We start from the raw sequence: 12,733 nt of genomic DNA on the forward strand, positions 1-12,733 counted from the left end.
AATGATTGTAGACGAAAGATATACCACATACTTAAACAGTCTTTATCCTGAGCTAAGCCCGGTGCTTTCAGAAATCAGGAAAGAGGCGTTGGATACATATGTGCCCATTATTCGCACAGAGACAATAAATCTTTTACAGACACTTATAAAGCTTCACCAGCCTAAGAAGATTCTTGAGGTTGGTGCGGCTGTTGGCTTTTCAGCTTGCCTCATGGCAGAGACAGCTGGTGAGGATGCAGTCATCACCACAATAGAAAACTATGAGCCTCGCATTCCTATTGCAAACAACAATTTTGTTAGAGCAGGTAAGGATGGGCAAATAACTCTTTTAGAAGGTGATGCCATGGAGATTCTTCCTACATTGGAAGGACCATATGATTTTATTTTCATGGATGCAGCCAAAGGTCAGTACATTAATTTCTGGCCTCAGATCAAGCGCCTCATCAGAGATGGAGGAGTGGTTGTAACAGACAATGTCCTTCAGGATGGCGATATAATCGAATCCAGATATGCAATCACAAGACGTAATCGTACTATTCATAAACGTATGCGCGATTACTTATTTGAACTTACCCATGATGGAGAATTTAACACAACTATTTTGCCATTGGGGGATGGAGTTAGTATTAGTGTGAAAGGAACAAAATGAGAGAAACAGAATTACTAGTTCCAGCAAGCAGCCTTGAAGTACTTAAGGTTGCTGTAATATATGGAGCTGATGCAGTTTATATTGGTGGAGAAGTTTATGGACTTCGTGCTAAGGCTAAAAACTTTTCTAAAGAGGATATGATTGAGGGTATCAAGTTTGCTCACGAGCATGGCGTAAAGGTTTATGTTACATCAAATATCCTTGCTCACAACGAAGACCTCGAAGGCGTAAAAGAATATTTTAGAGAGCTTAACGAGATTAAGCCAGATGCTCTTATTATTGCAGACCCTGCAGTATTTATGTTGGCAAAGGAAATCTGTCCTGATATTGAGCGTCATATTAGTACTCAGGCTAACAACACAAACTACGGTACATATAAGTTCTGGTATGAACTTGGTGCAAAGCGTGTTGTTTCAGCTAGAGAGCTTTCTCTTAAAGAAATCAAAGAAATCAGAGCAAATATTCCGGATGACTTAGAAATCGAGACATTTATTCACGGTGCTATGTGCATTTCATATTCTGGTAGATGTCTTCTTTCAAATTACTTTACAGGTAGAGATGCTAATCACGGAGAGTGCACACATCCATGTCGTTGGAAGTATGCAGTAGTTGAGGAACAGCGTCCAGGAGAGTATCTCCCAGTATACGAAAATGAGCGTGGTACATACATTTTCAATTCAAAAGATTTGTGCATGATTGAGCATGTTCCTGATCTTTTAGATTCTGGTATCGATAGCTTTAAAATCGAAGGACGTATGAAGACTGCTCTTTATGTAGCAACTGTTGCACGTACATACCGCAAGGCTATTGATGACTGCAAGGAATCCGAAGAAAAATATCTTGCTAACCTTGATTGGTACAAGGAGCAGATTTCTGCATGTACTTATCGTCAGTTCACTACTGGATTCTTCTATGGCAAGCCATCTGAGGAATCACAGATATATGATAACAACACATATAATATAGGTTATACATACCTTGGTATTACAGGTAAGCTAAATTCAGAGGGATACTTTGAGATTGAGCAGCGTAATAAATTTTCAGTTGGTGAAACTATTGAAATTATGAAGCCAAATGGAGATAATATAGAGGTAGAAGTTCTTGGAATCAAAAACGAAGAGGGAGAAGATATGGAGTCATGTCCACATCCAAAGCAGAAGCTTTTCATTAAGCTTAGCGTTACTCCGGATGAGTTCGACATTCTAAGAAGAAAAGAAGCATAAGTTAGTTACGAGGAGAATATAATGGCAGAGAGCAAATATGTGGCTTATGTGGGAACCTATACACATGAGACTAGCGTTGGTATTTATGTTTATGATGTTGATCCTGACACAGGAAAGATGGTTGAACAGAGCGTAGCTCCTATCAACAATCCATCAGACATCATTAATTCAAAGGATAACAAATATCTTTATTCTATTGCAGATGAAGGTGTTGCTTCCTTCAAGATTCTTGAAAATGGTGATCTTGAAAAGATGAACCAGGAATGGGTTGGCGGTATGAGAGGTTGTAACCTTTGCGTTGACTCACAGAACAGATATCTTTTTGTAGCAGGTTATCATGATGGTCGTGTTACAATGATGAAACTCAATGAGGATGGAAGCATAAGCGGTATTGCTGATGGTATTTTCCATCAGGGAATTGGTAAATCAGTAGCAGATCGTCCTTTGTATCCACATTGCACATGTGTTGAACTTACTCCAGATGAGAGATTCCTTTGTGCTGTAGAAAATGGTCTTCATCAGATTAAGATTTACGAAGTAGACTATGAAATGGGCAAGCTTCATCTTGTTGATATTGTTCGTTGCGCAATGGGTTCAGCTCCACTTAAAATGAAGTTTTCTCCAGATGGAAAATATGCATATGTAATTACTGAAATGTCTAATGAGATTTTAGTTTACGATTATCATATTATCGAGGGTCATCCTGATTTTGAAAATATCCAGACAGTATCACTTCTTGTTGGTGTTGATGAGGAAATCAGTACAGGAACAAACATTAAGTTTGGCGAGGATGGCAAGTTCGTATATGCCAGCGTGGATGGTTTAAATGCTATTTGCATGTACGAGCGTGATGAAAGATCTGGAAAGATCAAATACTTCTCACACAGTTTCATCAGTGGAGATTATCCAAAGAGCTTTGCTGTTTTGCCTAAGGATAAGTATTATGTTTCATTAAATCATGATACAAATGAAATCCGAAGCTTTACTATTGATAAAAAGACAGGTCATTCATTAATGCAGAATGCACCTATCAAAATTGCTAAGCCTAATAGTATTGTTGTTGTAAAGATAAAATAAATTATCGTATGTATTATCTAAGGGCTGCAAGGCGCAGCCCTTTTTTCATAGGAGGAGAATATGGCAGGGTCTACATTTGGCAATAGAATTTCAGTAACTACTTGGGGAGAATCTCATGGCAAAGCCCTTGGCGTTGTTATAGATGGTTTTCCTGCTGGCTTAAAGCTTTCAGAAGAAGATATTCAACCATATCTTGATAGAAGAAAGCCTGGACAGTCTAAGTATACGACTGCCAGAGCAGAAGGAGATGAGGTTGTTATTCTTTCTGGTGTGTTTGAGGGTGTCACTACTGGTACACCAATATCTTTGATGATTGAAAACAAGGATCAGCACTCGAAGGACTATGGAAATATTGCCACTTCTTTTAGGCCTGGCCATGCTGATTACGGCTTCATTGAAAAGTTTGGCCTTAGAGACTACCGCGGTGGTGGGCGTTCATCTGGAAGAGAAACTATCGGCCGTGTAGCAGCTGGTGCTATTTGCGCCAAGCTTTTAAATGAGGTTGGAATTACCGTTTGCGCCTATACTAAGTCTATTGGCGACATTAAAATCTATGATTTTGATTTATCTGAAAGAGATAACAATCCACTTTGCATGCCAGATGCAGTCGCTGCTAAAAAAGCAGAAGAATACCTGGAAGCTTGTATGCTTAACAAAGATAGCGCTGGTGGAGTAATCGAATGTCTTATTACTGGTGTTCCAGCAGGCATAGGAGATCCAGTTTTTGAAAAGCTTGATGCTAAATTAGCTCAGGCGCTTGTATCTGTTGGCTCAGTGAAGGGCGTTGAAATTGGTGATGGTTTTGCTGCTTCAAAGACTTTAGGCAGTATTAATAACGACAATTTCAGAATGGACAATGGAGTTGTTACAAAGCTTACAAATCATAGTGGTGGTATCCTGGGCGGCATCTCTGATGGAGATGATATTATTGTTAGATGTGCTATTAAGCCAACTCCATCTATTGCGCAAGTGCAGGCTACTGTTAATGAAAAACATGAGGATGTAGATATTGAAATCCACGGTAGACATGATCCTGTGATTGTTCCTCGTGCTGTAGTTGTGGTAGAGGCTATGTGTGCTATTACAATTTGTGATGCGTTGCTTTCACATATGACAGATAGAGTAGATTATATTAAGGAGTTTTATAAGAATTGAAATACGAATTGTTAAAAACAGAAGGTCGAGCTAAAAGAGGTCGATTCCATACTGTTCACGGTGTTATCGAAACACCTGTATTCATGAATGTTGGTACAGTTGCTGCAATCAAGGGCGCGGTATCTACAGACGATTTAAGAGATATCAAATGCCAGGTGGAGCTTTCAAACACCTATCATTTGCATGTTCGTACAGGAGATAAGCTTATTAAGGAGCTTGGTGGTCTTCATAAGTTTATGGCATGGGATAGACCAATCCTTACAGATTCAGGCGGATTCCAGGTGTTCTCACTTGCTGGTATTCGTAAAATCAAAGAAGAAGGTGTAACCTTCAATTCCCACATAGATGGTCGTAAAATCTTTATGGGTCCAGAAGAATCAATGCAGATTCAGTCAAACCTTGGTTCTACAATTGCTATGGCTTTTGATGAGTGCCCACCAGCACTTGCAGAACGTAAATACGTAGAAGATTCTGTGGCTCGTACTACAAGATGGCTTCATCGTTGTAAGGAAGAGATGGCTCGTCTTAATTCATTGCCGGATACAATTAATAAAGAGCAGTTGCTGTTTGGTATCAATCAGGGAGCAATCTATAATGACATCAGAATCGAGCACGCCAAGGCTATTTCAGAGCTTGATTTACCAGGATATGCAGTAGGTGGTCTTGCGGTTGGTGAGAGTCATGAACAGATGTATGATGTTCTTGATCACGTAGTACCATATCTCCCTCAGAATAAGCCTACATACTTAATGGGCGTTGGTACACCAACTAATATTCTGGAAGCAGTTGACAGAGGTGTTGATTTCTTTGATTGTGTATATCCTAGCCGTAATGGTCGTCATGGTCATGTATATACAAACCATGGTAAGCTTAATCTTTTCAATCAGAAGTTTGAAAAGGATATGAGACCTATCGAAGAAGGCTGTGGTTGTCCAGCATGCAAAACTTACTCAAGAGCTTACATTCGTCATTTGCTTAAGGCAAAGGAAATGCTTGGAATGAGACTTTGTGTTCTTCACAATCTATACTTCTACAACACAATGATGGAAGAGATTAGAAATGCTTTAGATGCAGGTGAATTTGCTACTTATAAGAAAAATAAGCTTGCTTCAATGGAAGCAGGAGAACAGTAATTCTTAAAAATATATTAAATGGTATAATTTTCTTGCGAATATAGTATTCTTTATGTAAAATAAATTTCAGTGACTGGCCAATGGGCCAACGATTAGGAGGAATAATTTAATGAACAGTTCAGTTTTGTTAACTGCAGCTAATAGCTCAATCAGCTTAATTATTTGGGTAGTAGTTCTTTTTGTATTCATGTACTTTTTCATGATTCGTCCACAGCAGAAGGAGCAGAAGGAAAAGACAGCTATGATGTCTACTCTTGCTGTAGGTGATACAGTTCTTACTACAAGCGGTTTTTATGGTGTTGTTATTGCAATCCCTGATGACACAACTGTTATCGTAGAGTTCGGAAGCAACAAGAACTGCCGTATTCCAATGCAGAAGGTTGCTATCGCTCAGATTGAAAAGCCTGAGGATGCTGTTAAGGCTTCTAAGGAAGACGAGAAAGATAAAAAAGAAAAGACTAAATAATATTATTTAGACTAAAAGAGCCACCCTTATGGGTGGCTTTATTTTTGTTATTTTTTTCTATGCCGTAAGTACTCAGATCCTTTATTTAAAAGGGATTTGGTGGATGCTACTGGGTGAGTGAATTTGGCAATGTGTCTGAACTGGCCACGCTGAGTTTCGGTAGCATTCATAATCCATTGCTTAACCGCCTCGCTGGACAATTGTTCTTTTATTTCTTCGAGTTTTTCGGCAGTCATTTCACGTTTTACAAAAGCAGCTTCTTTACGCTCGTTTGCTTTTTCTATTCTAGCAAGTTTTGCATCGGCCAGATTTGTTGTAAGTGCTTCCACTTTTTCTGCCATTTGATTATTTATCTGATCATTAATACGTTCGAATTCCTTAGCAAATGTTGTGAGAGCAGAAACTGTTAATGCCATGTCCATTCCAAATAGGAACATAAATATTAATGCCAGTAATTCTATGACTATCTGTGGGATGATGACAATAAGGCTTACGATTGGTGGCACTATAAATTGGGTTACAATTATTCCTGCGATTCCGAAACAGCATGTAAATATAAGGCAAACTCGTCCGTTTATATTTAGTGGTAAATCACTGTAATCCCACCATCTTGCGTGAAATCTTTTTTCTAAGATATATGATGTACCATATTCTAGAAAGAAAGAGCCGACGGCACATCCTAAGAATATTGTTAAATATGAAGGACTCTTACTATGTACGAAAGGTAAATCTACAAAAATAATCTGGGCTAGCGTAGCACCCACGCCGTAAAGTGGGATACAAGGACCATATAAAAAGCCTCGATTTTCCCAAGCTTTTTCGTGTATAGTGCAATAACACGTTTCGTAAATCCACCCGATAAAACTATAAATAATAAATAATACAAAATACCTACTTAACATAACTTATTCTCCTTTGCGTTAAGTAATAGTATAGTTGTTTTGGGGACAAAATAAAAGGACACAGATTTGCTGAATTTGCTTGAAATCAAATATACCCTATGATATACTTCAAATGTTGCGAAAGGTCGCAACTTTAGTTTTTAAATATTAGCTATTCGGGAGGCATTATGCAAACATTAAAGATAGTTCTTATATTTTTATTAATTGCTATTTGTGTGGCACTTACAGTTATCATTCTTTTTCAGGAAGGAAAGCAGAACGGACTTGGTTCTTTATCAGGTCAGCAGTTTGATTCATACTGGAGCCGTAATAAGGGACGTTCACGTGAAGGCTTATTAGTTAAGCTTACAACAGTTTGCGTTATCTTATTCTTCGTGCTTTCAGCAGTATTGAATATTGGTAGCTTTTAAGAGAGATTTTATTTTGCCACCCTTTAAGGGTGGCATTTGTTGTTTAGGAGGTTTATGAGAGAGTTCGATAAACAAAAGCATTTTCTGATGGATGTATTTAAAAGTCAGGCTTATGTTCCAATGAAAAAGAAGGAGCTGGAAATTCTTCTTGATGTTGAGAAGGATAAAAGAAGTGAGTTTGCGCAGGTCCTGCAAGAGCTTGTTGACGAGGGACAGGTAGAAATTACAAAGCGTGGCAAATATCAGATTGCTGAAAACAGACCTAAATTCATAAAGCTAAAAGATCATAAATCAAAGAAACCTTCAAAAGCAGAAGTAGCTGCTAAGAAGCAGTCTCTTAATCAGGTTGCAAAGAATGCAAATCGTCCAAAGAATGAGAATCTTGAGCCTGATATTATTGGCAGATTTATATCTCATAAAGATGGATATGGTTTTATTGAGGTTGAGGGAAGCGACGAAGACTATTTTGTTAGCAGAGATAACACGGCTTTTGCTATGCAGGATGATACAGTAGCAGCTGTTCTTACCTTTGGTGCGCCTGGTAAACGCCAGGAAGCTCGTGTTATTCGTATTATTGCTCACGGTTTTTCAGATGTTGTGGGTACTTATGAAAAAAGCAATGGATTTGGCTTTGTAGTTGCTGATAGCAACAAATTAGATAGAGATATTTTCATTCCTGCTGGCAAGGATATGGGAGCTGTTACTGGTCATAAGGTAGTTTGCCACATTGATGACTATGGCGATGATTCCCATAAGCCAGAGGGTGTCATTACTGAAATCATTGGTCATAAGAATGATCCTGGAGTAGATATTTTATCTATTGTAAGAGGCTTTGGTATCGATCCTGAGTTTCCAGATAAGGTTTTAAAGCAGGCTACTAATGTTGCTAAACCTGTTTCTGAAGCTGATAGAGCTGGACGAAATGACATTAGAGATTTGACAGTCATCACAATTGACGGTGAGGATACTAAGGATATCGATGACGGTGTTTCCCTTGAAATGGATGGGGAAAATTTCGTTCTTGGAGTTCATATTGCTGATGTTACAAATTACGTGCAGGAATCATCAGCACTTGATGTAGAAGCGCTTAAGCGAGGAACTTCAGTTTATCTTGCTGATAGAGTTATTCCAATGCTTCCACATACCCTTTCAAATGGCATGTGTTCTTTGAATGAGGGAGAGGATAGATTGGCCCTTTCTTGCATCATGACATTCAATCCAAAGGGCGAGCTTATTGAACACAATATTTGCGAATCTGTAATAAACAGCAATCATCGTATGACATATACTGATGTATTTGCTATTATGACTGGTGATGAGGTTAAACGTAGTGAGTTCGCTGACGTTACCGAGATGATTGATCAAATGTATAAGCTATCCCAGATTCTTCGCGCAAAGCGTAAGAAGAGAGGAGCTATAGATTTTGATTTCCCAGAGACTCATATAGTAATCGATGAGTCAGGAAAGGTTGTAGGTCTGGCACCATATGAGCGCAATGATGCTCACAAACTAATAGAAGATTTTATGTTGGCTGCTAATGAAACTGTTGCAGAGCACTTCAATCTCATGGAATCTCCATTTGTATATCGTGTTCATGGAGCTCCAGACCCAGAGAAAATCCAGTCATTAAGTCGTTTCTTAGGTGCTTGTGGTTATACACTAAAAGGAAATAAGGACAGCATTCATCCAAAGGAAATCCAAAAGATGTTAGAATCTTTGGCTGGTCATGAGGACGAGGCTGTCATTACAAAGATGACTCTCAGAAGTATGCAACAGGCAAGATACGACACAGAGTGCAAGGGACATTTTGGTTTGGCTGCACAGTACTATTGTCACTTTACATCACCAATTCGTAGATATCCTGATTTACAGATTCATCGTATTATAAAGGATCATTTACGAGGAAGGATGAGCGATAGAAAGATTTCTCATTATGAATCACTTCTTCCACAGGTAGCTCTTGAAACAAGCAAGCTTGAGCGTAGAGCTGAGGAATGTGAGAGAGAAGTTGATAAACTGAAAATGGTTCAGTTTATGAAGAATTTTATTGGCCAGGAATTTAATGGAAATATTTCTTCAGTCACAGGATGGGGAATGTACGTTGAGCTTGAAAATACAGTTGAAGGTCTGGTTCACGTATCGACATTGTATGATGATCACTATGATTTTATCGAAGAGAATCTTACACTTGTTGGCGAGCGAACAGGTCGTACCTTTAAATTAGGTCAGCCTGTTACAGTAATACTGGATTCTGTTGATGAGCAAGCTCGTACTATCGACTTTATCCTTACCGAATTTCAGCGTTTTTAATTGGAGCTAAAGATTATGAATAAAGAAGGCAGAAAACTAATTGCAAATAATAAAAAAGCTTATCATGAGTACTTTCTCGAGGAAGAGTACGAGGCAGGAATAGAGCTTCACGGAACTGAGGTCAAATCTATGCGACTTGGTCAATGTTCCATAAAAGAGGCTTTTGTGCGTATTGATAATGGCGAGATGTTTATTTATCAGATGCACGTAAATCCATATGAAAAGGGCAACATTTTCAATAGAGATCCACTTCGTCCTCGTAAGCTTTTGCTTCATAAGTCAGAGATTAATCGCTTACTTAGCAAAATCAAGGAAAATGGTTATACTATCGTTCCTATTGAGGTTTATCTTAATAATGGCCTTGTAAAGGTAAAGGTTGCCTTGGCTAAAGGTAAGAAGCTATACGATAAGCGTGCTGATATTCAGAAGAAGGATATGAAGCGCGAAGCAGAAAGAGACTTTAAGATAAGGAATTTAGGCTAATGAAGATTATACTTGCATCCAACTCACCACGAAGAAAAGAACTTTTACAGCAGGTCGGTATTGATTTTGAAGTGCAGGCTGCCAATGTAGAAGAAGTTACAGATAAAACTAAGCCAGATGAAGTCGTTATGGACTTAAGCCTGCTTAAGGCAAAAGCTATCGCTGACAAGAATCCTGGCAGGGTTGTTTTAGCTGCAGATACAGTTGTTGCTTACGATGGCAAGATACTTGGAAAGCCCAAAGATGAAAAAGATGCATTTTTAATGCTTTCGCGCTTGTCAGGAAATACTCATCAGGTGTATACTGGAGTGGCTATCGTTGACGAGACAGGAAATATCAATACATTCGCAGAATGTACTGAAGTTGTTATGTATGAAAACAGTCCTGAATTGATTAAAAAATACATCGCTACAGGCGAGCCAATGGATAAGGCTGGCGCCTATGGCATTCAGGGCAAAGGTGCTGTTTTAGTTAAGGAGATTAAAGGTGATTACAATAACGTTGTTGGTTTACCTTTGGCTAAAGTTTATAGGTCGCTGTAAACTGTAATAAGGGCTAGTCATGGTTTCGACAGGGGTCATGCAGCGGAAGAAGCGAGTCCCACGGTAATGGGTTAAATGGCCAAACTTAAAATTAAACGCTGAAGATAATTTAGCATACGCTGCCTAGTTGCGGCAGTCTGACCTAGGGCACCTACACCTTAGGACCCAGACTTCGACTCTGTAGGAAACGACGCTATCAAAGCTTTGCGATAGTGGGCGTATCATGAAGCTACTAAAGCACATATCTTGTTTGTAAGAGCTGTGTGGAGGGAATGTAAAATTACAAACTACACTCGTAGAAGGGCCGGGAATTGGCTTTTGGACACGGGTTCGACTCCCGTCTAGTCCACTTTTTAAGTCTCATTTCACACTGTGAAATGGGACTTTCGTTATATTTAACAGAAATTACGTTCTAAATTGTCGAGGCACCTTTCGGATGTTAGAATTAAATCATAAAGGGTGGAGAGTAATATTATGGCAAAATCTACACGACACATGACGAACGAGGAGCGTAGAGCTTATCGTAAAAGAAGAAAACTTATACGAAGAATCCAGGTTTATTCTGAACTTGGAGCAATTTCTTTAGCCATCGTTATTATCGGTGGTCTAATTGTTTCCCATATAAAAGGTACTGATGATACTATGCGAGTTGCTGCAGAGGAAAGTGTTTCTGAGTCTGCTTCTGAATCTGACGAGGAGGAAGCTACTGGCCTTAAGGTGACAACAGGTGCTTCTACAGAATCTAGCCAGGATACAACAGAGACTGAATCAGAAGAAACAAGTAGTTCTTCTGGCGTATACTCGGCATCAGAAACAGATTCAACTATTTCTATTGGCGGGGATGTAGTCAGCGAATATGCTATTTTAATAAACAATGACACAAAGGAAATAGTTGGTACTAGAAACGCCTATGAAAAGATTGTTCCAGCATCTATGACTAAGGTTATGACTGTGCTTGTGGCGGCAAACAATCTTACAGAAGAGCAGCTAAATGAAACTGTTACCATGTCCCACGAGGCTATTGATTATTCATATGCAGGTGGTGGTTCTACTTCTGGCTTTGTTGAGGATGAAGAGGTTACTGTAAAGGATTTGTTCTATGGCACGATTCTTCCTTCAGGTGGCGATGCTGCGGCTCAGCTGGCTATGTATGTAGCAGGAGATGTAGATAGCTTTGTTACTATGATGAATGAAGAGGTTTCGGCATTAGGACTTACTGGCACTCATTTTACAAACCCTGTAGGATTCCATAGTGATGAGCATTATAGTACTCCATATGATATGTCAATTATTATGATGGCGGCATTGGATAATGAGTTATGCAAAGAGGTTCTTACCACTAAGGTTTATAATTCTACTGCTACAAATGTTAATCCTGAGGGAATTACAATATCGAATTGGTTCTTGCGTAGAATTGAGGATAAGGATATTGGAGGCACTATTGAGGGTGCTAAGACAGGATATGTAGATGAATCTGGAAACTGTGCTGTTAGCTCAATGATAGCTGATGATGGAACTGAATACATATGCTGTACAGCAAAGTCTTCAAGCTCTTGGAGATGCATTTATGATCACGTAGATATATATAAGGCCTACACGCAGTAGACCTTTTCTTTTTATAGATATTCTTTGATTTTGTTGATTGAATCGATAAATGCGACAGGTGTAAATTCTTTTAAATCTTCCATATCGCGGAAACCATATGTACATAAGATATAATCAAGTCCTGAGTTGATTGCAGTGGCAGCATCTACATCAGAATCGCCAACATATAAAACTGACGATTTATCTTTTATATCTAATGCTTCAAGAGCTAGATTGATTGGCTCTGGATCAGGCTTTCTTTTGTGACTTCCATCATCACCGATAACAATATTTATATATGGCTTAAAGAAATCATCTAGTAATGAGTTGCTGGCTGTTTGCCCCTTGTTGGTAACGATTGCCATTTTGATACCCATTTCAGATAGTTCTTTAGTAGTTTCTAGGATGCCATCATATGGCTTTGTTTTGATGCGATTGTGATTGTTGTAGTAATCTACAAAGTCAGCGAAAAACTGGTCAAATTTATCGTAATTTTCGCCATCAGGTAATGCTCTTACAACAAGCATTCTAAGCCCGTTGCCAACGAATCGTCTGACGTTTTCAATTGGGTGAGTTGGCAATCCATATTCTGTAAGTGTATGATTAATGGAATCAGTTAAATCCTCAAGTGTGTACAAAAGTGTACCATCTAAGTCAAATAGTATTGTGTCGTATTTCATAGTATTAACCTTTTCTTTTTATTTTCTTCTAATTGTTATATAGCTATTATAGGTATTTGTAAAGGAAAAATATTGAATTATTAGTATGCCTTTGTTATGATTTTTTTACCGGCTAATTT

The 12,733-nt window shown here is 38.7% G+C and carries 13 protein-coding genes and 1 other RNA gene; 12 read left to right on the forward strand and 2 right to left on the reverse strand.

Features of this window, described 5'->3' with window-relative positions; translation table 11 throughout:
- Position 1: 1 nt before the first annotated feature.
- The 6 genes from BMY66_RS01110 to yajC all read left to right on the forward strand — a co-directional run bounded on the left by BMY66_RS01110 (position 2) and on the right by yajC (position 5,703).
- A complete protein-coding gene (locus BMY66_RS01110; protein WP_044934702.1) occupies positions 2-649 on the forward strand; it encodes an O-methyltransferase in 648 nt (215 codons plus the stop codon).
- On the forward strand, positions 646-1,872 hold the full coding sequence (locus BMY66_RS01115) for a peptidase U32 family protein (RefSeq protein ID WP_044934700.1): 1,227 nt from the start codon (positions 646-648) through the stop codon (positions 1,870-1,872). Before BMY66_RS01110 ends, BMY66_RS01115 begins: the two co-directional genes overlap by 4 nt.
- A gap of 21 nt (positions 1,873-1,893) precedes the next feature.
- Positions 1,894-2,949 (forward strand): lactonase family protein, encoded by a 1,056-nt coding sequence (locus tag BMY66_RS01120; protein WP_044934699.1) that lies wholly within the window; start codon positions 1,894-1,896, stop codon positions 2,947-2,949.
- Positions 2,950-3,009: 60 nt separating this feature from the next.
- Positions 3,010-4,104: a chorismate synthase gene (gene aroC / locus BMY66_RS01125; protein WP_090393875.1), complete on the forward strand. Its 1,095-nt coding sequence runs from the start codon at positions 3,010-3,012 to the stop codon at positions 4,102-4,104.
- Positions 4,101-5,237 carry a tRNA guanosine(34) transglycosylase Tgt gene (tgt, locus tag BMY66_RS01130; protein WP_090393876.1) on the forward strand — a complete coding sequence of 379 codons (1,137 nt, stop codon included), beginning with the start codon at positions 4,101-4,103 and terminating at the stop codon, positions 5,235-5,237. Before aroC ends, tgt begins: the two co-directional genes overlap by 4 nt.
- Positions 5,238-5,346: 109 nt before the next feature.
- The gene (yajC, locus tag BMY66_RS01135; RefSeq protein WP_090393877.1) at positions 5,347-5,703 is read left to right on the forward strand and encodes a preprotein translocase subunit YajC; all 357 of its coding nucleotides are present in this window, start codon (positions 5,347-5,349) and stop codon (positions 5,701-5,703) included.
- 47 nt (positions 5,704-5,750) lie between these two features.
- On the opposite strand, the gene BMY66_RS01140 is transcribed toward yajC, so the two are convergent.
- A complete protein-coding gene (locus BMY66_RS01140) occupies positions 5,751-6,605 on the reverse strand; it encodes a putative ABC transporter permease (protein ID WP_090393878.1) in 855 nt (284 codons plus the stop codon).
- A 167-nt stretch (positions 6,606-6,772) separates the two neighbouring features.
- On the opposite strand from BMY66_RS01140, the gene secG reads away from it, so the two are divergent.
- From secG to BMY66_RS01170, 6 genes are all read left to right on the forward strand, one after another.
- Positions 6,773-7,015 carry a preprotein translocase subunit SecG gene (gene secG / locus BMY66_RS01145; protein WP_033154215.1) on the forward strand — a complete coding sequence of 81 codons (243 nt, stop codon included), beginning with the start codon at positions 6,773-6,775 and terminating at the stop codon, positions 7,013-7,015.
- Between the two features lie 54 nt (positions 7,016-7,069).
- Positions 7,070-9,325, forward strand: coding sequence for a ribonuclease R (rnr, locus tag BMY66_RS01150; protein ID WP_090393879.1), 2,256 nt, complete (start codon positions 7,070-7,072; stop codon positions 9,323-9,325).
- A gap of 15 nt (positions 9,326-9,340) precedes the next feature.
- Positions 9,341-9,808: an SsrA-binding protein SmpB gene (smpB, locus tag BMY66_RS01155; protein WP_044934689.1), complete on the forward strand. Its 468-nt coding sequence runs from the start codon at positions 9,341-9,343 to the stop codon at positions 9,806-9,808.
- Positions 9,808-10,350: a Maf family protein gene (locus BMY66_RS01160; protein WP_044934687.1), complete on the forward strand. Its 543-nt coding sequence runs from the start codon at positions 9,808-9,810 to the stop codon at positions 10,348-10,350. Before smpB ends, BMY66_RS01160 begins: the two co-directional genes overlap by 1 nt.
- A gap of 10 nt (positions 10,351-10,360) precedes the next feature.
- Positions 10,361-10,702: a transfer-messenger RNA gene (gene ssrA, locus BMY66_RS01165) on the forward strand.
- 122 nt (positions 10,703-10,824) lie between these two features.
- Positions 10,825-11,955 carry a D-alanyl-D-alanine carboxypeptidase family protein gene (locus tag BMY66_RS01170; RefSeq protein WP_090393880.1) on the forward strand — a complete coding sequence of 377 codons (1,131 nt, stop codon included), beginning with the start codon at positions 10,825-10,827 and terminating at the stop codon, positions 11,953-11,955.
- An 11-nt stretch (positions 11,956-11,966) separates the two neighbouring features.
- On the opposite strand, the gene BMY66_RS01175 is transcribed toward BMY66_RS01170, so the two are convergent.
- Positions 11,967-12,614 carry an HAD family hydrolase gene (locus BMY66_RS01175; protein ID WP_090393881.1) on the reverse strand — a complete coding sequence of 216 codons (648 nt, stop codon included), beginning with the start codon at positions 12,612-12,614 and terminating at the stop codon, positions 11,967-11,969.
- Positions 12,615-12,733 lie beyond the last annotated feature (119 nt).

It is taken from the genome of Pseudobutyrivibrio sp. C4 (assembly GCF_900111635.1).
Lineage (GTDB): Bacteria > Bacillota > Clostridia > Lachnospirales > Lachnospiraceae > Pseudobutyrivibrio > Pseudobutyrivibrio ruminis.